Source organism: Salinibacter ruber DSM 13855 (assembly GCF_000013045.1).
In the GTDB taxonomy this organism is placed as follows: Bacteria; Bacteroidota; Rhodothermia; order Rhodothermales; family Salinibacteraceae; genus Salinibacter; species Salinibacter ruber.
This window is the reverse complement of the sequence record NC_007677.1, coordinates 3,232,490-3,254,452: the sequence shown is the minus strand read 5'-3', so window position 1 is coordinate 3,254,452 and position 21,963 is coordinate 3,232,490. Positions and strand designations below refer to the sequence as shown.

General features: G+C 67.5%; 25 protein-coding genes. 22 read left to right on the top strand and 3 right to left on the bottom strand.

Annotation, left to right across the window (positions count from 1 at the left end):
- The first annotated feature begins 363 nt into the window (after positions 1-363).
- From fliS to SRU_RS13740, 4 genes are all read left to right on the top strand, one after another.
- A complete protein-coding gene (gene fliS, locus SRU_RS13755; RefSeq protein ID WP_112904885.1) occupies positions 364-678 on the top strand; it encodes a flagellar export chaperone FliS in 315 nt (104 codons plus the stop codon).
- A gap of 53 nt (positions 679-731) precedes the next feature.
- The gene (gene fliD, locus SRU_RS13750) at positions 732-2,216 is read left to right on the top strand and encodes a flagellar filament capping protein FliD (protein WP_011405338.1); all 1,485 of its coding nucleotides are present in this window, start codon (positions 732-734) and stop codon (positions 2,214-2,216) included.
- 47 nt (positions 2,217-2,263) lie between these two features.
- The gene (locus SRU_RS13745; RefSeq protein WP_011405337.1) at positions 2,264-2,671 is read left to right on the top strand and encodes a flagellar protein FliT; all 408 of its coding nucleotides are present in this window, start codon (positions 2,264-2,266) and stop codon (positions 2,669-2,671) included.
- Between the two features lie 123 nt (positions 2,672-2,794).
- Entirely contained in the window at positions 2,795-3,154 is a 360-nt protein-coding gene (locus SRU_RS13740) for a hypothetical protein (RefSeq protein ID WP_011405336.1), read from the top strand.
- 13 nt (positions 3,155-3,167) lie between these two features.
- Here the strand turns inward: SRU_RS13740 and SRU_RS13735 are convergent, their stop codons facing one another.
- Both SRU_RS13735 and SRU_RS13730 read right to left on the bottom strand, forming a co-directional pair.
- Positions 3,168-4,706 (bottom strand): sigma-54-dependent transcriptional regulator, encoded by a 1,539-nt coding sequence (locus tag SRU_RS13735; RefSeq protein ID WP_164923680.1) that lies wholly within the window; start codon positions 4,704-4,706, stop codon positions 3,168-3,170.
- Between the two features lie 87 nt (positions 4,707-4,793).
- Positions 4,794-5,555 (bottom strand): sensor histidine kinase, encoded by a 762-nt coding sequence (locus SRU_RS13730; protein WP_118839914.1) that lies wholly within the window; start codon positions 5,553-5,555, stop codon positions 4,794-4,796.
- Between the two features lie 318 nt (positions 5,556-5,873).
- On the opposite strand from SRU_RS13730, the gene SRU_RS13725 reads away from it, so the two are divergent.
- The 10 genes from SRU_RS13725 to SRU_RS13680 all read left to right on the top strand — a co-directional run bounded on the left by SRU_RS13725 (position 5,874) and on the right by SRU_RS13680 (position 14,119).
- Entirely contained in the window at positions 5,874-6,212 is a 339-nt protein-coding gene (locus SRU_RS13725; protein WP_103017338.1) for a flagellar basal body rod protein FlgB, read from the top strand.
- Between the two features lie 46 nt (positions 6,213-6,258).
- Positions 6,259-6,759, top strand: coding sequence for a flagellar basal body rod protein FlgC (flgC, locus tag SRU_RS13720; protein ID WP_011405332.1), 501 nt, complete (start codon positions 6,259-6,261; stop codon positions 6,757-6,759).
- Between the two features lie 50 nt (positions 6,760-6,809).
- A complete protein-coding gene (locus SRU_RS13715; protein ID WP_011405331.1) occupies positions 6,810-7,130 on the top strand; it encodes a hypothetical protein in 321 nt (106 codons plus the stop codon).
- Positions 7,131-7,209: 79 nt separating this feature from the next.
- Positions 7,210-7,530, top strand: coding sequence for a flagellar hook-basal body complex protein FliE (gene fliE, locus SRU_RS13710; protein ID WP_011405330.1), 321 nt, complete (start codon positions 7,210-7,212; stop codon positions 7,528-7,530).
- Between the two features lie 86 nt (positions 7,531-7,616).
- Positions 7,617-9,215 carry a flagellar basal-body MS-ring/collar protein FliF gene (gene fliF, locus SRU_RS13705; RefSeq protein ID WP_011405329.1) on the top strand — a complete coding sequence of 533 codons (1,599 nt, stop codon included), beginning with the start codon at positions 7,617-7,619 and terminating at the stop codon, positions 9,213-9,215.
- A gap of 57 nt (positions 9,216-9,272) precedes the next feature.
- Entirely contained in the window at positions 9,273-10,406 is a 1,134-nt protein-coding gene (fliG, locus tag SRU_RS13700) for a flagellar motor switch protein FliG (protein WP_013062779.1), read from the top strand.
- Between the two features lie 44 nt (positions 10,407-10,450).
- Positions 10,451-11,410, top strand: a complete 960-nt coding sequence (locus SRU_RS13695) for a FliH/SctL family protein (protein ID WP_011405327.1) — start codon at positions 10,451-10,453, stop codon at positions 11,408-11,410.
- Between the two features lie 39 nt (positions 11,411-11,449).
- Positions 11,450-12,778, top strand: coding sequence for a FliI/YscN family ATPase (locus SRU_RS13690; protein WP_011405326.1), 1,329 nt, complete (start codon positions 11,450-11,452; stop codon positions 12,776-12,778).
- 181 nt (positions 12,779-12,959) lie between these two features.
- Positions 12,960-13,421: a flagellar FliJ family protein gene (locus tag SRU_RS13685; protein ID WP_158442709.1), complete on the top strand. Its 462-nt coding sequence runs from the start codon at positions 12,960-12,962 to the stop codon at positions 13,419-13,421.
- A gap of 8 nt (positions 13,422-13,429) precedes the next feature.
- Positions 13,430-14,119, top strand: coding sequence for a kinesin K39 (locus tag SRU_RS13680; RefSeq protein WP_013062776.1), 690 nt, complete (start codon positions 13,430-13,432; stop codon positions 14,117-14,119).
- Positions 14,120-15,489: 1,370 nt separating this feature from the next.
- Here the strand turns inward: SRU_RS13680 and SRU_RS13675 are convergent.
- Positions 15,490-15,654 (bottom strand): hypothetical protein, encoded by a 165-nt coding sequence (locus SRU_RS13675; protein ID WP_237701760.1) that lies wholly within the window; start codon positions 15,652-15,654, stop codon positions 15,490-15,492.
- Positions 15,655-15,697: 43 nt separating this feature from the next.
- Between SRU_RS13675 and SRU_RS13670 the strand changes: the two genes are divergently transcribed.
- The 8 genes from SRU_RS13670 to SRU_RS13635 all read left to right on the top strand — a co-directional run bounded on the left by SRU_RS13670 (position 15,698) and on the right by SRU_RS13635 (position 21,936).
- Positions 15,698-16,111: a hypothetical protein gene (locus tag SRU_RS13670; RefSeq protein ID WP_164923678.1), complete on the top strand. Its 414-nt coding sequence runs from the start codon at positions 15,698-15,700 to the stop codon at positions 16,109-16,111.
- An 81-nt stretch (positions 16,112-16,192) separates the two neighbouring features.
- On the top strand, positions 16,193-16,915 hold the full coding sequence (locus tag SRU_RS13665; RefSeq protein WP_231847195.1) for a flagellar hook assembly protein FlgD: 723 nt from the start codon (positions 16,193-16,195) through the stop codon (positions 16,913-16,915).
- 48 nt (positions 16,916-16,963) lie between these two features.
- Positions 16,964-17,365: a TIGR02530 family flagellar biosynthesis protein gene (locus SRU_RS13660; protein ID WP_011405320.1), complete on the top strand. Its 402-nt coding sequence runs from the start codon at positions 16,964-16,966 to the stop codon at positions 17,363-17,365.
- Between the two features lie 157 nt (positions 17,366-17,522).
- Complete coding sequence (locus SRU_RS13655) at positions 17,523-18,821, top strand: flagellar hook protein FlgE (protein WP_011405319.1); 1,299 nt, start codon at positions 17,523-17,525, stop codon at positions 18,819-18,821.
- Between the two features lie 189 nt (positions 18,822-19,010).
- Positions 19,011-19,529: a chemotaxis protein CheW gene (locus SRU_RS13650; RefSeq protein ID WP_043552707.1), complete on the top strand. Its 519-nt coding sequence runs from the start codon at positions 19,011-19,013 to the stop codon at positions 19,527-19,529.
- A gap of 45 nt (positions 19,530-19,574) precedes the next feature.
- The gene (locus tag SRU_RS13645; RefSeq protein WP_011405317.1) at positions 19,575-20,453 is read left to right on the top strand and encodes a CheR family methyltransferase; all 879 of its coding nucleotides are present in this window, start codon (positions 19,575-19,577) and stop codon (positions 20,451-20,453) included.
- 68 nt (positions 20,454-20,521) lie between these two features.
- On the top strand, positions 20,522-20,893 hold the full coding sequence (locus tag SRU_RS13640) for a response regulator (RefSeq protein WP_164923677.1): 372 nt from the start codon (positions 20,522-20,524) through the stop codon (positions 20,891-20,893).
- 53 nt (positions 20,894-20,946) lie between these two features.
- The gene (locus tag SRU_RS13635) at positions 20,947-21,936 is read left to right on the top strand and encodes a hypothetical protein (protein ID WP_013062772.1); all 990 of its coding nucleotides are present in this window, start codon (positions 20,947-20,949) and stop codon (positions 21,934-21,936) included.
- The last annotated feature ends 27 nt before the right edge of the window (positions 21,937-21,963 follow it).

The window sequence follows — 21,963 nt, the reverse complement described above, 5'->3', positions numbered from 1 at the left end:
GGAGCGACAGCGAGGGCCGAGTAGAGCGAGGTCATGCGGCCTGCGGCACGAGTAGTCAGCGGGCTGCGCTGGGAGCAGCGGCGACCGAGTAGTCAGCGGGCTGCGCTGAGAGTGTGGGAACCGAGTCGTCAACGGGCCGGGCCGGGAGGATGGGGCCGGGGCCCCGTTCAGAATGGCACAACGGGCGTTTGGCGCGGGGCGCCCTTAAAAGATTGCCCAGCGCTCCGATAACCAGGGGTGAACGGCGGGGACGCCGCCGTCCCGGAAGGACTCTCCGGGCCGGAAATCGTTTCCCGTGAGGGAACGAGGCGGCCCGTCGTCCCCCATTTTGATCGCGTTGGACTCAAATTTGCATCCATCCTCATGTACAGCGCACGTCAGCAATACCAGCAGCAGTCGGTGCAGACTGCCTCGCCGGAGAAGCTCATCGAAAAGCTCTACGAGGCGGGCATTCAGGCCTGCCACCAGGAAGATCGGGACACGCTCCGCAAGGTCATTGTGGAATTGATTGATGCGCTTGACGTGGAGCAGGGCGGCGAACTGGCCGACCGCCTGCTGGGCATCTACGAGTACTGCCTCAACGAGTGCGCAACGGGCGACCTCGACGTGATCCGCGAGCTGCTCGAAGAACTCCGGGACGGATGGAAGCAGGGCGTCGTCGAGGGACAGCCCGCGTAGCGGCACTGCCCGCCGCCCGTTTACTCCTCCTCATCGACATCTTCTAAGGACCCATGGGAACGTCTGTCGGCCCCTCAGCGGGCCTGAGCCCAAAGTATCAGCGGCTGATCCAGCGCACGCTCCGGATTGAGCGCCAGCCGAAGCTGGAGCTTCAGAACGAGCGCCAGCAGAAGAAAAATACCAAGTCGCTGGTGAGCGACCTGGACGGGAAGCTTTCATCGCTTCAAAGTCAGCTGAGCACCCTAACCGACACGACCTCCAGTCCCTTTGACGGCCGCAATGCCAGTGCCGCGGAGGGCACGGAGGGGTTCAGCGTATCGGCCGACGAGACGGCCAGCACGGGCAGCTACTCGCTGGCCGTCAACCGGCTCGCCTCGGAGGACGGGCGGGTGTCTCAGACGTTCGACGCCGACAAGTCGAACCTCTCCGACTTCTTCACCAACAACGGTGCTCAAACCTTTTCGGTGGACGTGTCCACCCCCACCGACAGCAATCCCGACGCCCGCACGTCCATCGACGTGACGGTCGACTCCGACGGCACCAACAACAAAGAAGTGCTGAGCGACATTCAGTCGGCCATCGACAGCGCGTTTCAGTCGGCGGTGGACGACGGAACCCTCTCGGCCGACCAGCGCCCGAGCGCATCGGTGATCAACCCCACGAGCGGCACGGCGCGCCTCTCGCTCCGAAGCCAGCAGACCGGGTACCAGGGGCGGCTTAGCTTTTCCGACTCGTCGAACAATTTGCTCTCGGAGCTGCAGGTCAACGCCGATCAGATCGCCGACGACACGCAGGGGGGCGAGATCACGGAGGTGGGGACGGACGAGGCCAGCTCGAAGCTGACGAGTGAGTTCGAGCTGAACGGCCTCACCTTCACCCGGAATAGCAACGAGGTGACCGACGCGGTGGATGGGGTGACGATGAACCTGGAGGAGGCCAACGGGACGGCGTCCTCGTTCGAAGTGACGGCGGACGAGGAGGGGGCCCAGAGTGTGGTGAAGAATTTCGTCGATCGGGTCAACGAGGTGATTACCTTCCTGAACGAGAAAACGAACGTCAATCCGGAAAACGGTGAGCGGGGAGAATTGGCGGACGACAGTACCTTCCGGCGGTTGAGTCGACAGCTCCGCACCGACGCGACCCGGCCGGTAGAGGGCCAGCCGGAGGGGCTCAACACCCTCGCGGACATTGGCATAGAGGCCAACCGGGACGGGACCCTGAAACTTACCGACGAAGATGCTCTTCGTACGGCTGTCCGTGAAAACCAGGGTGCCCTGAAGGATCTGTTTGCCGGCCCCGACGGGGTCGCCACGCGGATGAAGGAACGCGTGGATCAGTACGCCGACACGGGGGGGCTTCTCGACAGCCGGCAGGACAGCATCGACAGTAGCATCGACCGAATTGACGACCGGATCAACGGTCTCGACGAGCGCCTCCAGCGCCGCGAGCAGCAGCTCCGTGAGCAGTACGCCGAGGTCGAGAGCACGATCCGCTCGCTCGCCAGCCAGCAGCAGTCCATCAGCCAGCGGCTCTTTTAGCCGGGGTCGCTGGGCCGCGCCCATCGCCACAGCGCCATTTCGAGTAAATGGCCGTGTCCGCCGAACGTCTCGACGCCCTTCTCCACCTTGGGGAGCGAATCGCCGAGGCGGTGGAGGCCGACGACTGGGACCGTACGGCGGCGCTGATCGACCGGCGCGCGCGGCTCATTGATCGCCTGGCGGGGGACACGGGAACGGAGGCCGACACGTCCCCGTCCACATCGTCGGACGCGAGCCGGGCCGACGGCGCGCTCCGGCGAAAGCAGAAGGCCCTGGTCGACCAGCACGAGGCGCTTCTGGATCAGCTCCGAGAGCGAGAAGACGAGATTGAAGCGGAGCTCAACCAACTGCAGCGACTGCAGCGCGCAAACGACTCGTACGACGACCACACCGCGTCCTCAACCTCGAACCGGAGCGGCCACGACGGGGTGCTCCCCCCCGAACTGAGCGGATAGCCGCCTACTTCACGTGTTCTTCACTTAAGAAGCCCGCCCCCGCCCCGATAACCTCATGCGAGACGGCAGTCGTTTGTGGCACGGGGCCCCAACATCCATCCTTTACAAACAGCGCTTGAGCCCATGAACATTCAGAACCCGTCCACCGGGCCGTTGCAGCCAGACTCGGCGCGCAACGAAAACATCGGTGAGGCGCAGCAGGCCGCAAACTCGGAGGAGGCGTCGTCGGAGCAGTCGTCCGAGACGACCGACGCCGCCGGCACCGACCAGGTTGAGATTTCCGACGCCGCCCGCGCCGCCCAGGAGCGCCTCAGCGGCGAAGACGTGGCGCTCGTGGAGCGCGGCCGCCAGGCCCTCAGCGAAGAGGCGTCGCTCTCGGAGGAGCGGCGGACGGAGCTTCAGGAGCAGGTCGAAAATGGGCGGTTCACCGAGCCGGACGTGACCGAAGAGGTGGCCTCCTCCCTCACCGAGCTCTTCGGTTAACGGGGCCGAGACCCTAGATTGAGAACCCGTCCTCCCGGTACTCCTGCAACTTGTTGCGGATGGTCCGCGCGCTGACCCCGAGCTTCTCGGCGGCGTGCTTCTGGCTTACGTCCTCCTGCGACAGGGTGCGCAGAATGAGCTTGCGCTCCATTTCGGCAATCGTTGGCGGGCCGTCTCCGTCCGCCAGCTGGGTGAGCGTCACGCTCCCCGTGCCCCCGTCCGCGTCGGCGGCGGTCCCGTCCCGCGTAAACGATGCGTTCAGAACGTGCTCCTTCGTGATGGTGTCCGCGTCGGCGGCCATCACCACGCCCCGGTGGATCATGTTTTCGAGCTCCCGCACGTTGCCGGGCCAGCTGTGGGTCTGAAAGTGCTGTAGCAGCCCGCTCGACAGCGGTTTGTCCGGAAGGTCGTACTGGGCGGCGTATTTCTCCACGAAGTGTTCGGCCAGCAGGGGAATGTCGGAGAGGCGGCCCCGCAGGGGCGGCACGTGGAGGGGAAAGACCGCCAGTCGGTGGTACAGGTCCTCCCGGAAGGCGCCCTCGTCCACCGCTTCTTTGAGGTCCCGGTTGCTCGTGGCGACGACGCGCACGTCCACCTCTTTCTTCTCCGAGGCGCCCACCTTTTGAAACTGCTGTTCCTGCAGTACGCGCAGGAGCTTCGCCTGGACGCCGCAGTCAATCTCCGTGATCTCGTCGAGGAGCAGCGTCCCGCCGTCGGCCCGTTCGAACGCCCCCTCCATGTCGTCCACCGCGCCGGTGAACGCCCCCTCGACGTGCCCGAACAGGTGGCTCTCCACCAGGTCGCTCGGCAGGGCGGCGCAGTTGATGGGGACGTAGGGCGCGTCGGCGCGGGCACTCCGGTCGTGAATCAGCTGAGACAGAATCTCCTTCCCTGTCCCGCTCTCCCCGTGGATGAACACCGGGGCCTCGCTCTGCGCGACCCGCGGCACCATCGTTTTGAGGTGCTGGATGCTCTCGTGCTCCCCGACGAACTGGGCGTCGCTCTCCGGCGCCCCGTCCTGGGAAAAGAGCGAGGAGCTGGTGGAGAGATCCGGGTCGTCGGGGCGGCCGGTGGGGGCCCCGTCGGCCGAGGTCACGTTTGCGGCGCCGGGTGCGGAGTCGCCGCCCGGTAGGCTGCTCGGCTGCGCGGACGGGGCCGGCTCCTCGAGAAGGCCCTTGACCCGATCCACGAGCTCGTCGGTCGAGAACGGCTTCGGAATGTAGTCGGCGGCCCCTTTCTGCATCGCCCGCACGGCGTTTTGCGCGTTGTCCTGGTCCGAGAGCAGGATCACGCGCACCGTCGGGTGGTGCTCCTGGATGTGGTCCAGCAGCTCCATGCCGTCGGGCCCCGGCATCTGATGGGTGGCCAGGACGAGGTCGAAGGCGGCGTCCTCCAGCAGCTCGATTGCCTCCGTGCCGCTCGAGCAGGCCGTCACCTCGATCCCCTCGCGCGGAAAGAGGCGCTCGAAGACGTCGTGGAGCATGACCTCGTCGTCGACGGCCAGAATGTGAGGAGAGGTGGTCGCAGGAGACGTGGGCGAGGTTGTGTTCATGCTTGGCGGGGTCGGTGGGGTGAACGTATGCTGCACGGGGGGCAGGGACGCGAGACGGACACGCCCCTATGGACGGACGGTCGAACCTCAGACCTGGAGGGTGAAGCAGGTCCCCCCGTCCGCGACGCTGTTCGTGGAGAGGCGGAGGGAGCCGTCGTGTTGCTCGGCGATGTGGGCCGCGATGGGGAGCCCGAGCCCAAGGTGCTGCGGGCGGGCGGAGTAGAACGGCTGGAAGACCACGGACGGGTCGTCGAGCTCGATCTCCCCGTCGTTCCATACCTCGAACGCGACCTGGGGGGCGGCATCGGTACGGGCGGCGCGCAGAAGCACCGTTTCGGGGGCGGTCGTGGCTTCCAGGCCGTTCTGCAACAGGTTGAGCAGGGCCTGTCGGAGCAGGGCCGGGTCCGCGTCGATGGGGGCGTCGGCCTCGGGCTCCACCTTCATCCGGACTCGCGTCTGCGCCGTGTCGTCGAGCAGGCCGATCGTGTCCTCCACCACATCGGCCACGGGCACGCGCTGCGCGGAGGCGTCGACGGGGCGGCTGTAGTGACGGAGGGCCGCCAGCAGGTCGTCGATCTGGGCGGAGGCCGCCAGCACGTCCATCGCACTCTCGCGTCGCCGCTTCGGGTCGGGCGCATCCACCAGCCGATCCGCGTGGCGGGCAATCGTGTTCGCGAGGGGGGCGAGGTGGCGGGTGAGCACCGACGTCAGGTGCTTCAGGGCCTCGTCGTGTCCGTCCGCCGGAGACGACGCCCCCTCGGCGGCGTCGGGAGACTCCGCGCCGCTCGGGGTGGACGGGACCTCCAGGGTCGGAACCGAGGGGCGCTCGGGGGACGTGTCGGGAGGCATGGACGGGAAGGGGACGATGAAGGGAGGCAGCGCGGTGGTTCTTGGTGTCGCAAACCGTACGCCGACCCCGGCCCCGCATCTTCTCAAGACGGGCCACCGGTCCGCACGGCGTGTCTGTCGGGGGGGCAGGGGCCATCCCGGTCGCGGGTTGGTGTAAATATTTCCCACCTTCTCCGAAGATGTCTTCCATTTTAACACGGAGACGAATTCGTCGATAACGAACCCCCCCTGCCGGGTGGACCGGTGGTCTGTGGTCGTGGCACGGTGCTTGATTGGATTGTAGGCCCGACGCGCTTTCTTCGCAGGACCGATTCGGCCATGGAAACCACACAGGTTCGCCTTCTGCGCAACGCGATGTCCGCCTACGCCCAGCGTCGGCGGGCCGCGTCCAGCAACCTTGCAAACATCGACACGCCCGGATACGACCGGATGTCGGTCTCCTTCGAAGAGGAGCTGCAGGACGTGCGTCGGCACTCGGGCAGCCTCCGGGAGCAGTCGGAGGTGGAGCCCGACACGGAGGTCGAAGACGAGGCGCCCGTGCTCGAGGAGGAGCTCATGACGCTGACGGACACCCAGATGCGCACGCGGATGGCCTCCCGGGCCCTTACCGAGCACTTCGACCTCATGAAAATCGGCATTACCGGAAGCGCGCGGTAGCCACCGCGCTCCCCGCGCCCCTTTCCCCTAGAAGCAACCCCTGCCCATGCCGATCGGAAACCAGTTTCTCCCCGCGATGAAGACCGCCGCGCGCGGCCTGGAGGCCCAGCGCCGCAAGCTGGGCGCCGCCACGGAGAACCTCGCCAACGCCTCCACCTCGCGCACGGAAGACGGGGACCCGTTCCGGATCAAGCGGGCCGTGCAGGAGGTCGACAACGCGGATTACGAGCGCCTGAACCGGGGCGGACTCGACCCGCAGCTCGAACTGCGCAGCACCAATGCCCGGCACCTGCGCGAGGCCTCGCTCCCGCCGGAGCAGGCCACCGGAAACCTGGGCCCCGAGACCGAGATCGAGGAGATTGAGAAGGAGCGCCTCGAGTACGACCCCTCCCACCCGCACGCCGACGAGGAGGGCTACGTCCACTACCCGGACGTGAACGTTGCCCAGGAAATGGCCCGGATGACGTCCGCCAACCGCGTCTACGAGGCCAACCTCTCGGCGGTGGAGGCCACCAAGAGCATGGCCCAGCGCACCTTTGAAATTTAACGGACCGCCCGCCCTCTCGTCGCCCTCTTGCACGCGTTGCCTCGTTTCCCATGAACACAATTGGTTCCTCCGCGGCCGGCCGCGCGGCCTACACCCAGGGCGTCAATCCGTCTCAGGAGTCGTCCGGCGCCGCTTCGGGTCCCGAAAAATCTGCCTCGGGCGCCGAGAAATCTTCCGAGACGCAGCAGGCCCCGGACGCCGCGGCGACACAGGAGGCCTCCGAGGACGCCCTCACCACGCAGGAGCGCCAAGCCATCGAGGAGAACTTTCCGGAGGACCCGGAGCTGTCGATGCGGCTCTACGGGCGCGGGCGAGGCGCGCAGACGGTCAATCCGAACGCCGTCGGCGGCAACCTCGACGTGACCGGGTGACGCCCCACTGGCCCCCACCGCACGCACAGGTCCCCTTGGAACGACGTCCCGCATTCGACGGACAGACCCCCGAACGGCCATGAAGGCTGCACAGCTCCAAAATTTCCGCCAGGCCGCCATCCAGCAGACGGATGAGGGGGGCGGCGACGATCTCCCCAACCTGGACGAGGCGACCGACGGCCCCAGCTTCAGCGACACGCTCGAGAACGCGGTCGAAGGGGTCGACGAGGCGCAGGACACGGCCAACGAGAAGGTCAGCGCCTTCGTGGCGGGGGAGGAGAAGGACCTGCACGAGGTGATGATCTCGATGAACCAGGCCCGGCTTCAGTTCGAGCTCATGAACGAGGTGCGCAGCAAAGGCCTTCAGGCCTACCAGAAGCTGATGCAGACGCAGATCTAGACGACCCGCACGCTGCAGTCGGGGCCTCCGCCCCGACGTCGAGGGGCTGGGGATTCGCTTTGTGCTAGTGCTGTTTTTTGCCACGAATGGAGACGTTTCTCGCCCGCATTCAGCAATTTCTGGGGCGCCTCTCGACCGGGCAGCAGGTGGGGCTCGGGCTGTTGGCGGTCGGGACGATTGCCCTCCTCGTCGGCACGGCCTACTGGTCGAGCCAGCCCGACTACGCGCTTCTCTTTGGCGACCTGGAGCCCGAGGCGGCCAACCGGGTGGTCAGCCGGCTGAAGGAGGAGGGGACGCCCTACGAGCTCCGCAACCAGGGCTCGGCGGTGTACGTCCCGCGCGCCTCCATGCACGAGCTGCGCCTCCAGTTCAGCTCGGACGGCACCATCGACGACGGGCAGACCGGGTACGAGCTGTTCGACCAGGGGACGCTCGGGATGACGGACTTTATGCAGAAGCTCAACAGCAAGCGCGCGCTGGAGGGGGAGCTGGCCCAGACGGTCTCAAGCATCGGGCAGGTCGAGGGCGCCCGGGTGCACCTCGTAGAGCCGGAGGACGATCCGTTTGAGGCCCAGCAGGTGGAGGCGAGCGCCTCGGTCGTCCTCAGCCTCACGGGCGGGTCGTTGTCGCAGGCGCAGGTGCAGGGGGTCACCCAGCTGGTGGCGGGCGCGGTGGAGAAGCTGAGCCCCTCCCAGGTGAAGGTGATCGACCAGGACGGAAACATGCTGTCCGACCCCAACGCCGCGGACGAGAACGTGCAGATGACCTCCACGCAGATCGACATGCAGCGGTCGGTGGAGGAGCAGCTCATGAAGCAGGGGCAGTCGATGCTCCGGGAGGTGGTGGGGCCGGACAATGCCGTCGTCCGGGTCTCCACGGAGCTCGACTTCGACCGCACGGTGACGGAGAAGAACCTCGTCGACCCCGAGAGCGCCACCGTCGTTAGCGAGGAGCGGATGCGGGAGGAGGGCGGCGGGGACGAGGCGGGCAACTCGAACTCGGTCGTCCGCAACTTTGAGGTGAGCCGCACCACGAAGCGGTCGGAGAAGAGCGTGGGGGATGTGAGCCGGCTGACGGTGTCGGTGGTCGTCGATCAGGAACGGACGACGGGGCCGGACGGGGAGCCCACGTACGAGCCGCGCAGCCAGGAGGAGATCGCCAAGATCGAGTCGCTCGTCAAGAACGCCGTTGGGTTCGACGAGGAGCGGGGGGACCGGTTCACGATTCAGCAGACCCGCCTCGACACCGACGCCGGGCCGGCCGGGCCGGTTGCCGGGGACGGCGGCGGTGAGACCCCGATGCGGCTATACCTGCGGTACGGGCTCATCCTCGTGGCGATTGGGGCGGCCGTCTGGGTGGCCCGCTCGCTCGTGCAGGCCCTCACCGCGACCCCGGAGGAGCAGCCCACGCCGCTCCAGGCCGACGAATCGCGTCAGGTCGAGGGGCGGACGGCGGACGGGGCGGTCGAGGAGGGAGACGGCCCCGCCGCCCTCCAGGAGACCGAGGAGGAGGAAGAGAGCCTGGTCAAAGACGACATGTACACCAACAAGCTCTCCGACGAGGCCAAGGCGCGCCTGGAGGCCCGGAGTGAGATGTTTGAGGAGATTCAGGACCAGGTCGAAGAAAATCCCGAGCAGACCGCCGATCTGATCCGGTCCTGGCTCGTGGAGGATCAGACCATGTAGCGTCCCGCCCGCCCATCCTCCCGTCGCACCACGCTTTTTGCTTGCCGCTTACAAACCATGGGATCTTCTGCTTCTCCGTTTGCCGACGAGCCAATGACCCCCACGGACCCGTCCGGGGTGGGCGGAAAGGGGGGCGGTGCCATGAGCCCGAGCCCGGAGGGGGCCCCGGGCACCGCCCTCCCCGACGACCCGGAGGACCTCACCGGGGCCCAGAAGGCCGCCACGCTCCTCATCGCCCTCGGCGTGGAAACGGCCAGCGACGTCCTCAAGCACCTCAACGACAAGGAGGTAGAAAAGGTGTCCGTGGAGGTGGCCCGCATGCGCAACGCCCCCAGCGAGCTGGTGGAGGAGGTGCTCCTGGAGTACCGGGACGTGGCGCGCGCTCAGGACTACGTAACGAAGGGCGGTGTGGAATACGCCCGCGAGGTGCTCAACGAGGCCCTGGGCAACCGCCGGGCCGAAGAGGTCATGATGCGGGTGGAGGCGGCGATGGAGGTGTCGGCGTTCCACCTCCTGCAGACGGTCGAGACGGACCAGCTGACCGGCTTCCTGCGGCGCGAACACCCCCAGACCGCCGCGCTCATTCTTGCCCACCTCAACCCCCGCAAGGCCGCAGAGATTATCTCGGGGCTGGAGGAGGAGCTGCAGAGCGAGATCATGTACCGCCTGGCCACGATCGGCAACACCTCCCCCGAGATGATCAACGACATCGAGGAGGTCATTCGGAACCAGCTCGGGTCCGTCATCGGCGCCGAGACGAGCGTGATGGGGGGCATCGAACAGGCCGCCGAGATCCTGAACACGACGAGCCGCTCCTCCGAGAAAAACATTCTCGACAACCTCCGGGACCGCTCCGAGGAACTGGCCTCCGACATCAAGAACCTCATGTTCGTCTTCGACGACCTGACGAAAATTCGGGCGGAGGACCTTCAGAAGCTGCTCATGGAGGTGGACCAGGAAGACCTGGCCCTCGGCCTCAAGGGTGCCTCCGAGGAGCTGGAGAACAAGGTCATGCGCAACGTGAGCGACCGGGTGGCCGAGGCCCTCGACGAGGAGATCGAGCTGCTCGGCCGCGTCCGGGTGAGCGACGTTGAGGAGGCCCAGAACCGCATCCTGGAGATCGCGCAGGAGCTCGAAGAGAAGGACGAGATCGCCCTGTCTAGCGCCTCCGAAGAGGCGGTCATCGAGTAAGCGGCCCCTTCGCTGTTCTGTTGCATTGCCGGCCTACACACGAAATGGGACGTGTCATCAAAAACGCAGACACATCGGAGGTGACGTCCGTCTCGCTCGACGAGGACGTGCTCGCGGAGGGAGCCGACCGGATTCCCGCCGAGCAGGTGGAGGAGACGGAGGGCGACGACGCGGACCCGCCGCCGGGGGACGCGGCGCCCCAGGGACGCGTCCTGCGGGCGGGGGAGGCCGGGCGGTCGCCCGAGCCGGTAACGGTGCGCCCGGACGAGATCGCGACGCAGGACGCATCGGGGAGCGACCCGGCGGGGCCCTCGGGACCGGACGACACAGAGACAGACGCCCCGCCGGCCGACGGGGCGGACGACGACCCGGACGAACAGGAGCCGACCCGGACCGACGCGGAGTGGCGGGCACATCTGGAAGAGAAGGTAGAGGCGGCCCGGGCCGAGGGGTACGAGGAGGGCCACGACGACGGCTACGAGGCGGGGTACGACGACGGCTACGCGGAGGCGGAGGCAACCCTGCGGGCTGAGTTCGACGACACGCGCCGGCAGCTGTCGGAGGACATCGCCCGGTTCGAGGAGCTCTGGGAGACGTACATCGACGACGCCGAGTCGGAGATCATCGAACTGACCCTCGACCTGGCCGAAACCATCGTCGATGCGCCGTTCACGGAGACGATGCGGCAGGCCTCGGAGGAGGCGGTCATCGAGGCCGTGACCGAGCTGGCCGCCACTCCGCCGGTGACGATTCGGCTGCACCCGGTCGACTGCCAGCGGGTGCGAGAGTCGGGGCTCGTAACGCGCCTGCAGGAAAACTACGAGGGGCTCACCCTGGAGCCGGAGCCCGACTTCGAGGAGGGGGACTGGAGCGTCTCGTCCCCGACCGGCGTCGTGCGCCGGCTGCGGGCGGAGGTGCTGGAGACGCTCCGGGGCGAGCTCCGGCGCGCCACGACGGATTCGGACGCCGCCCCCGATACGGCCCCCGACACCGCCCCGGCGTAGTGCCCACCCGACCTGTCTCGTTTGTCGTCTTTGCGCCCCATGCCCGCCCTTGCCCGCTCGCTCGACCGCATCCGGGAGACGACCGTTCCGGCCCGCCGCTACGGCCGCGTCACGTCCGTGGTGGGCCTGCTCGTGGAGGCCAGCGAGCTGGACGCGGCGGTGGGGGAGATGTGTCGCATCCACGTGGCGGAGGGCGGCGAGACGCGCACGGTGCGCGCCGAGGTGGTCGGGGTGAAGGAGAGCACGACGGTCCTCATGCCGATGGAGCAGACGCACGGCCTGCAGGCCGGCTGCCTGATTCGGCCCGCCGACGAGGGCATGAGCGTGCCGGTCGGGCCCGACCTCCTGGGGCGCGTCATCGACGCGGGGGGGCGCCCCATCGACGGCAAGGGGCCGCTCGGGACGGACGCCCGGGAGCCGATTCATCGCGACCCGCCGTCGCCCCTGGATCGTCCCCTCATCGATACGCCCCTCTCCACGGGCATCCGGTCCATCGACGCGTTTCTGAAGATGGGAAAGGGCCAGCGAACCGGGATCTTTGCGGGGTCGGGGGTGGGAAAAAGCACGCTGCTGGGCATGATCGCCCGCCGGGCCGAGGCCGACGTGAACGTGATTGCCCTCATCGGGGAGCGAGGGCGCGAGGTCCGGGAGTTTATCGTGGACAACCTGGGCGAGGAGGGGCTGCGCCGCTCGGTGCTGGTGGCCGTGACGGGGGACGAGGCGGCGATGAGCCGCGTGAAGGCGGCCAGCGCGGCGATGGCCATCGCCGAGCATTTCCGCGATCGGGGCCAGGATGTGCTTCTCATGATGGACTCCATCACACGGGTGGCGCAGGCACAGCGCGAGATTGGGCTGGCGGTGGGCGAGCCGCCGACGCGACGCGGCTACCCGCCCAGCGTGTTTGCACTCCTGCCCCGCCTCTTGGAGCGGGCCGGGCCCGCGGAGGCGGGCACCATCACGGGCATCTTTACGGTGCTCGTGGAGGGGGACGACATGAGCGAGCCCATCAGCGACGCGGCCCGCGGCATTCTGGACGGCCACATCGTCCTGTCCCGCGAGCTGGCGGAGGCGGGCCACTACCCCGCCGTCGACGTGCTGCAGAGCGTAAGCCGCGTGATGCCCCGCGTGGCGAGCCTGGAGGCCGAGGCCGCCGCGCAGGAGGCCCGCGAACTGCTCTCCGCCTACGAGGAGGTGGAGGACCTGATTAGCGTGGGGGCCTACGAGGAGGGGAGCGATCCGGAGACCGACCGTGCCGTGGAGGCCTACCCGGCGCTGGCCGACTTTCTGCAGCAGCCTGTCGACGCCCCGCCGCCGGATCCCGCCCCGTCCACCCAGCTCCGCCAGCTCCTGGACGACATTCCCGAGTAGGAGCTGGCAGGAACTTTGAGTTGTGTACGGTACGCAGGCGGAGGGCCTCGCGCCCGAGCTCGCGCCTGCGGGCTACCGGCCCGTTCGCATGCCGCCGGAGACGGACCGACCGTCCCCGGGCGGATGCACGCCGCCGAGGCCGCCTTCACACTGCGTTCTGTCGCTCCATTCGTCCCTGAAAATGCCCGGAAAGAAGTTCCGCTTCTCGCTGCAGAAAGTGCTGGAATTGCGCCAGCACGAGACCGAAAAGGCCCGCCAGGCCCTCGCCGACGCCGAGCGTGCGCTCGAGCAGAAGGAGGACGCGCTCGAGCAGGCCGAAGGCCACCTGGCGGAGTGTCGGCGGCGGGTGGACGAGGCGCGCCGGCAAGACCCGGCCCGCATTCAACAGGCCGATGCGTTTCGCCAGGCGGCGCGTCAGACCGTGGAGGAGACCCGGGACGCCGTGGAGGCCTGCCGGGAGCGGGTTGAGCAGGCCCGGGCCGAACTTCGCGAACGCCGGCGGGCCGAGGAGGCCCTCGAAGAGCTGCGAAGCCAGGAGCGGGACCAGCACGACCGCGAGCAGAAGAAGGCGAGCGAGGCCTTCTTCGACGAGCAGGCCACGCTTCGTCACGACCGCACCGACGAGGCGCTGTCGCTACTCTAACGACGGCCATGCAGTCGACCGTGATCAAGTACGGACTTCTCATTGCGGGCGCGGCGCTGGGGGCCTTCGCGGTCGCCCTGCTGGGGGCGTACCTGCTGATGCCGTCCATCGCGCCGGAGACGGCGGGGGTGTCCGCCGACAGCCTCGACGCGTCCGGGCGCGACACGACGCGACAGGCGTCCCTGCCCGGGGACACGACCGCGATGGCGTCGGACACGACCGCAACGCAGGCGTCCCGCGACTCGACAGGGGGGGCGCTCCGCGACTCGATGCGTGCGGCGTCCTCGCTGGTCTCGCGGCTTCGGGACTCCCTCACGGTCGTCGGGCAGCTTCAGGATTCGCTCCGCACCCTCAAGGAGCAGCTCCGCACGACCGAGGCGGAGGCCGATACCCTGCAGGCACAGCTCACGTCGCTGGAGAGCCGGGAGGCGAAGGTGGATGAGCTGAAGGATGCCCTGCTCGGCATGGGGCGGCGGGAGCTCGCGACCGTGCTGGCGAACGTGAACATGGCGGTCCTCAAGGAGCTGTACCAGCGCACCTCGGGGCGGACGCGCACCCAACTGCTCACCGCCATCTCGGCGGAGCGGACGGCACAGTTTGTGAATCAGGTCGTCGGGGGCGACGATGCGCCCGCCGACACGACCGCCACGCAGGAGACCGACAGAGACGAAGGCCGGGGCGCGTCGCCCGGCCGCTGACCTTTTTCCTCAATCGGCCCCGCAGAGGGCCCTCTCTACCATGCAAGCGATTCGTCTCACGCTACCGACCGAAGAGGCCGCCCAGCAGTCCCCCGCCACGAACAAGGCGAAGGCGGGCACGGGCGCCACGGCCTTCCCGTCGATCTTGTCCGGCGTGCAACGTGCGTCCGGAACCGCCGCGGAGGGCGGGGGGCGCGCGGCCCAGCGCCTTGTGTTGGGGGGCGAGGGGGCGGCCGGCCTTGAGGGAACGGCGGCCAATGGGGAAGAGAGGGGACTCGCGGCGTTGTTTGGCGGGGCGCTTCTTCGGGCCGGGGACGGGGAGGGCAAGGCACAGAAGCGGATTCTGCTTGCGAGCGAGGGCGGCACGGCGAGCGGAACCGGCCCGTCGGCCTCAGCGGAGACGGTGAAACTGATGCCCATTTTGCACGCGGCTGGAGGCAAGAACGCGGCCGGAGGAGAGAATACACAAGGAGGTGAGAACGTGGGATCGCTCGTCGTCCGGGCGGTGCGGGCCGGCAAGCAAACGGCCGGTCAGGCCGGCGGGGAAGGGGGGAACGCCTCGTCGTCGGGGCAAAAGACCGAGGGCGGGACGCAGGTCCGGGTGTCCTGGGGCCGAGTGGCGTTCACGTCGGGGGACGGAACGGCACGGTCGGCGCAGCAGGGACAGAAGACGGTCCCCGTGGTGAAAGGAGCGGGCGGCACGGAGGGCGGAGCGCAACAAACTGCCAGGCAAGGGGCCTCGGGAGGCCGAGGAGCGGGGGCGAACGGGGCCTCATCGTCCGGGACCGGATCGGGCCGTGCAAAACAGGTCCAGGTATCGCCGGGCACGATCGCCGTTGAGTCCGGAGAAGGCCGGTCTGGCCAAGGAGCAGACGGACAGCCCTCCAAGGGGAAGGGGACCGTGAGGCGGATGCCCGAGGGGGAACGGGCGGGGGCGTCGGCCCGAAAGGGAGGCCGGGGCCCGGGCCAGGAGGGCACGCTTCTCTCCGGCGAGAAGCGCCGTCCGGGGCAGAACGCAGGCCGATCGTCTCGCCCAAACGGGGTGCGTTCGGAGGGGCAGGCACGGGGGGACGCCGGACGCTCCCAGGACGCCGGCTCCAGGGCGGGGGGAAGCGCCAAGAAAGACGGAACGCGCGGGAAGCAGATTGCCCCGGCCGCCCTGAAGGGGGGAGGCGCAGAGTCGGGACGCGGGCAGGAGGGGACAGACGAGGGGCGGACGGCCCGGACGGCCCGGGACGGCGAGGCCGGGGCCGATCGGGACAGCGGGGCGGAACGGGGCAGCAGGGCGGCGGCCAGCAGGGGCAGGGCCCCGGACAGAACGGGCAGGGGCAAAAGGGACAGACGCAAGGGGCGAAGAGCGGGCCCGGGTTTCAGGCCCTCGCGTCCTCGTCCACGAGTACGTCGGGGGAGTCCGACGCCCGCACGCTCCGCGCCTCCCTGACGCAGGACGGCGCCTCGACGGGCAACGGCACGCAGACGGACGGGAAGGGGGCGAACGCGTCCGGGGGCGGGTCGGGCGCGGCGTCGAAGGCCAAGGCGGACGCGCGCGCTACGGGCAAGCCGGGCCCGCCCCGCACAATGCCCTCGGCGTGGCTCAACGCGGCCAAGAATGGCCCCCTGCGGACGGCAGAACTTGCGGGGGGGTGGAAGGCCCTGGAAATGTCGCTGGGCGAGGACAAGGGCACGATGACGGTAAAGGCCCGGCAGGGGCAGGAGCAGACGGCCGTGTCGGTCGGGTTCAGCGACACCCGGGTGCAGGCCCAGGTGACGGCCAACGCGCGCCAGCTCCAGGACGCCATGCAGGCCCAGTACGGCACCGACGTCGACCTGTCCTTCAGCGGGGGCGACGCGAACGAGTCGGACCAACAGGCCTCGGATGGGGCGTCCTCCGAGGGGGCCTCCGCCCTGGCTCCCGGAGACGAGTCCACCGACGCGGATGAATCCAGTGGCGCCTCCCTCCGCGGCCGCGGCCGGCGGGAGTGGATTGGGTAGGCCCGTCGGCCCGCACGATGTTTGCGCCCCAGCATTTGTGCTTCACTGTTTGCGTTCCACGCACCAACGTTCCCATACGACATGATTGAGTCCCTCGCATCGTCCGCGGCGCCGAGCACGGCCGTCCTCCCGAACGGAGATGGTTCGCAGGACGGGGAATCGGGCGGCAAAGGCGCCCTCTCGCAGGCCACCTCGGCGAACCTGGGCAAGAATGACTTTCTGAAGCTGCTGACCACGCAGCTCCAGAATCAGGACCCCTCAAACCCGATGAAGGGAAAGGACTTTGCCGCGCAGCTGGCCCAGTTTAGCTCCGTCGAGCAGCTCACCAACATCAGCGGCCAGATTGAGGAGCAGGGAAAGAGCGACGGGGCCCTTGCCCAGAGCATCAACGACAGCATGGCGACCGACCTCATTGGGCGCACGGTGAAGACCTCGGGCAACACCCTGCAGTGGACGGGGGAGGGGGAGGCGACCTTTGGGGTCGACCTGGAGCGCCCGGCCTCCGAGGCCACGGTCACGATTCGCGACGCGGGGGGCAACGCGGTGCGGACGAAAACCCTCGAGAACGTATCGCAGAGCACGGAGGTCACCTGGGACGGCACGGCGGACGGGGGCGCACAGGTGCCCGACGGCACGTATTCGGTGGAGGTCAGCGCCACGGGCGGGAGCGGGGATGCCGTCGAGGGGACCGCGCGACTGGAGGGCACCGTCGACCGCGTCACGCTGGAGGACGGGAGAACGTCCCTCCGGATTGGCGGGGCGCAGGTGTCGATGGGGCGTGTGCAGAGCATTGCGGCCCAGTAGCCCCCCGCCGTCCCCTTCGCCGCTCTCGATGGGCAATTCGGTGTCCCCATGACGGTCCACCAGCGAAACGGACGCGTCCCGCCGGACGCGCTCCGGCAGACGCCCAAACAGGACCCGGCGGCCCCGGACGGGCCGCCCGAGGACACAGGCGAGTCGTCGTTTGCCGACCACCTGGAGGCGGCCCAGGACCAGACGGACGGCATCGACCTGTCCGGGCACGCCAAGCAGCGGATTGCGCAGCGCAACATCTCCCTCGACACCCCCCAACGCCAAGAACTCGCCGACGCCATGGACCAACTCGACGACAAAGGGGCCCAAGACGCGGCCGTGCTCCGGGAGGACGCGGCCTTCGTGGTCAACGTGCCGAGCCGGACCGTCGTCACGGCCCTCGACCAGACCGAGATGAAGCAACGCGTCTTTACCCAAATCGACAGCGCCATGCGGCTCTAATTCCCCTCGCTACCCTCTCGAATCTCTTTGAGCACTCCCGGCGGGACCCACGCCTCGCTTCCACGACGGAGCGAGGCACGGGACGCCGGTGCGCGGCTGACCGACCGAGGCCGCGCGCGTTTCGACGTATTTCTCTTCAACAACACACCTGAGACCTATGAGTCTTCAGTCTCTGAGCATCGGCGTCTCTGGGCTTCGAAGTCACCAGACGCGCCTCGACACGGTCAGCAACAACATCGCAAACTCGAGCACGACGGCCTTCAAGCGGCAGCGGGCCGCGTTCAGCGAGGAGCTCGGCCAGGCGATTCTGGGCGTGGGGCGCACGGCGGGCGGCTCGAACATCAACCCCTCGAAGGTGGGCCGGGGCGTCTCGGTCGCCTCGATCGACCGGAACTTCTCGCAGGGCTCGCTCAACGACACCGGCATCAAGACTGACCTTGCGCTGAACGGGGACGGGTTCTTCGTCGCGAGTCCCAAAAGCGGGGCGGCGAGCGACCAGCGCCGCCTTACGCGGGCCGGCAACTTCACATTTAACCAAAATGGCGAACTCGTCACGGCCAACGGCCTGAACGTGCAGGGCTGGGAGGTCGGGGAGGACGGGACGGCCAATACGGGCGAGCTCAAGAACGTTCAGTTCGACCCCAATGCCCAGTCCGCGGCGAAAGCCACCACGGAGGCCCAGGTTGGGGGCAACCTCTCGGCGGACGCCGAGGCGGGCGACACGAGCGAGATCTCAAGTGTCGTCTACGACGAGCAGGGGAAGGCCCACAACGTGGTCATCAATTTCGAAAATACCTCTGAAGACACGTGGACATTCAGCGTAGAGGACCCCGATGGCGTCCTTCAAGACGCTAATGGAGGGGGGCCGGGTGACGCCAACGGAACGATCACATTCAAGGACGACGGTTCCGTAGACTCGATTTCAGGCATGACCAACGCGTACGACCCAGACGGCAACGGGACCAACGACGGGGTGAGTCTCGACTGGACGAATGATGCGGTTCAGGGGGGCAAAAGCTTGGGCATCAGCCTGCGCGACATTACGCAGTTCAGTGGCTCGACCACGTCGAAATTCCAGGGCCAGAACGGCAACTCGTCGGGGGAGCTGTCCGGCGTTCAGTTCACGCCGGAGGGGAAGCTGCAGCTCAACTACACCAACGGGGTGCAGGAGGAGGAATATCAGCTGGCCATCGGCGACGTCAACAACCCGAACGGCCTGGAGCAGCAGGGCGAGAACTTCTTCACCACGACCGGCGCCTCGGGCGATCTCCAGCTCGGGCGTGCGGGCCGCGACCTGCAGACGTCCGTGGTGTCCGGGGCGCTGGAGTCGAGCAACGTGGACTTGGCGAAGGAATTCTCCGACCTCATCAAGGCGCAGCGGAGCTACCAGGCCTCCTCCCAGATCATTACGACCGCGGACGAGGTCCTCAACCAGACCGTCCAGCTTAAGCGGTAATCTGCTTGGTCGGTAGCCACGTGTCGTTGGTCCCCCCGTGCCGGGGCCCTGTGGAGGAGACAGGGCCTCGGCGTTGGAATAGGGGGAGGGTGGCCCCAGGGGTTAAGAATCCGGCTCGGCCGCCGATAATGGAAAATGGACCGTCTCAACCGCCGCACTTTTCTTTCATCGTCGACTTGTTCTGTTTCCATGCGCGAACCTGACTCGCAAACCGAAGACGTCCGCCAGTTCGTTAGCTTCATCGTGGCGGAGGAGGAATTCGGGGTCGACATCCTGACGGTGCAGGAAATCATCCGCCCCGTCGAGATCACCCGCGTGCCCCATGCGCCCGACTTCGTAGAGGGCGTCATCAACCTGCGCGGACGCATCCTCCCGATCATTGACCTGCGCACGCGCCTCGGCTTCCCGGAGCGCGACCAGGACGAAGACACGCGCATTCTCGTGGTGGAGCTGCAGGACCAGACGGTCGGGTTCGTGACCGACTCCGTCCGCGAGGTCCTCCGCGTAGAAGAGAGCACGATTGAGCCGGCCCCCGACCTTGCCACGAACATCGACACGCACTTTCTGCGGGGCGTGGCGAAGCTCGACGAGCGGCTCCTCATTCTGCTGGACCTGGACGGCATCTTCTCCGACGAGGAGGCCGAGGCCCTGCAGGGCATGGAGGAAGACGAGGCCGACGCGGCCGCCGCACAAGGCGTCGCGGCATGACGGGTCCCCGAACGCCCCCAGCAATTTCTCCCTGAGGAGGCACATATGAAGAAACCGACCGCAGCGGAGGCGTCGCTCTCCAGACAAACGTTTAACCGCCTCCGCGACCTCGTGCGCGAGCATGCCGGCATCGACTTTCCCGACGAAAAGCGGTACCTCCTCGAAAGCCGCGTCAAGCCGCGACTCCTGGCACAGGAAGTGCCTGACTTCGAGACGTACGCGGATCGTCTGGAGCAGGGAGACACCAGGGAGATTGCGCGACTGGTGAACGCGGTGACAATCAACGAGACGGCGTTTTTCCGGCACCCGTCGCAGTTCGAGGCCCTGGAGGACACGATCCTCCCCGAATTGGTGCGGCTGCACCATCAGGAACGGTCGGGCCCCATGCGGCTCTGGAGCGCGGCCTGCTCGGCCGGCGACGAGGCCTACTCGCTCGCGATTCTGATCCGGGAGACGATCGGGCCGCGCCACCCGCGCATGGACTACGAGATCGTAGGGACGGACATCGACACCGAAGTGCTGGAGGAGGCCCGCGCGGGCCGCTACCGAAAACGGTCCGTCCGGAACGTGCCGCCGGCCTACCTGCGCGACTATTTTGATCGTTCGGGCGAGGCCTTCGTGGTCGATCCCGCGATCCGCGACATGGTGGAGTTCCGGCCCCTCAACCTGACCGATGCCCAGGACATGCGGCGGATGCGCAACTTCGACCTCATCATGTGTGCCAACGTGCTCATCTACTTCAACGAGACATCCAAAAAGAACGTGCTCCAAGGGCTGTACCGGTCGCTCCGTCCGGGCGGCTACTTGTTCGTCGGCGGCTCGGAGGCGCTCGGGGGGCTCGACGTCCCGCTGGAGCCCGTCCGCCACGAAGGCGCGCTTGCCTACCGGCGCCCGACCAACGGGTCGGTCTCCTCGCGAGCATGACGGGGACGCCCCGACGGTAGCCGTTCACTCACACGCATTTGTTTTCACTGACCCCCTTTGCTGTACCCATGAAGTTCCTGATCGTCGACGACTCGCCTACGATGCTCCGCATCATCCGGAATGCCCTCCAGGAGATCGGCTACAACGACATTGTGGAGGCCGAGGACGGCGAGGACGCGCTGGAAAAGTTGGAGGAAAACGCCCCGGACTTCGTCGTCACCGACTGGAATATGCCCAACATGAACGGGGTGGACCTCACCAGCAACATCCGAAATCACCCCGAGTACTCGGACCTCCCGATCCTGATGATTACCACCCGAGGCATGAAGGAGGACGTGAAGACCGCCATGAAGGCGGAGGTGAATAACTACATCGTGAAGCCCTTCGAGCCGGAGGTGCTCGAGGAGAAGGTAGATAGCTGCCTCGAAGCGGCTGCGTAGGCGTCTTCGTGCTCCACTGTCTTTGTCCCGTACGTAACTGCTTTTTTTCTGTTATGTCATCGCGCCCGCAAGTCCAAGAATTCCTGGACAAGCTGGACGAGCTGCAAGCGATCTTTGTGCTCAGCCGTCGGTTTGCCCCCTTCCTGGACGAGCTCTTCGACTTCGTCCAGGACATCACTGTGCTTCTCGAAGAGGTGAACACCACCATTCGGACGCGCTCCGGACACATGGAGCGCGCCACCGAACACCTCAAAAGCGTGTCGGAGGCCACGGAGGTGGCCACGAGCGAGATCCTCGACCACTCCGACGAGGTCCTGAAAGACCTCCGGAGCATCGAGGACCAGCTGTCGACGGTTGAGGAACAGTTCGCCGAGGAGGCGGAGGCCGACAATCAGGTTCTGGCCCTGCTGCGGGAGGAGCTCGGCGAGGGGCACGAAGAACTGCTGGACGAGGTGGCGCGCATTCAGGGCCGGAAGCAGGACCTGCGGGACGAGTGGGCGGCCCAGCTCCAGGACACCCGCGACTCCCTGTCCCCCATCCGGGACCGTATGAACCAGATTATGATGTCTCTGCAGGTGCAGGACGTCACCGAGCAGCAGCTCTCCAGCGTGAATCACCTCATCGAGACGGTCCGCGACCGGATCGACGCGCTGCTGGCCCGGCTCGGAACGGGACAGGCCGACCGGAGCGACGCGCCGTCGGGGGAGCCCTCGCGCACGGCAGCGTTCAACATGAATGCCGAGTACGACCGCTCGGGCGATCAGCAGCGCATGGCCGACAACGTGATGGCGGGGAAAGACGGCGGTACGTCGACGGGGGGCCGGGGCGGAGGGGGCACGGGGGGCACCGCGTCGCAGTCGACCGCCTCGAACGGGGCCTCCTCGAACGGGGCGTCCGCGAACGGCGCCTCCTCGGACGGAGGGGAGGCGGCCTCCCAGTCCGACATCGATGACATGTTCGACGACGGCGGGGGCGGCTCCGGTGGGGGCGACGAGGGGGGCGAGGCGGCCTCCCAGGAAGAAATCGACGAGCTTTTTCAGTAGGGCCCGCGCCCGACGCGCCCCGCGCGG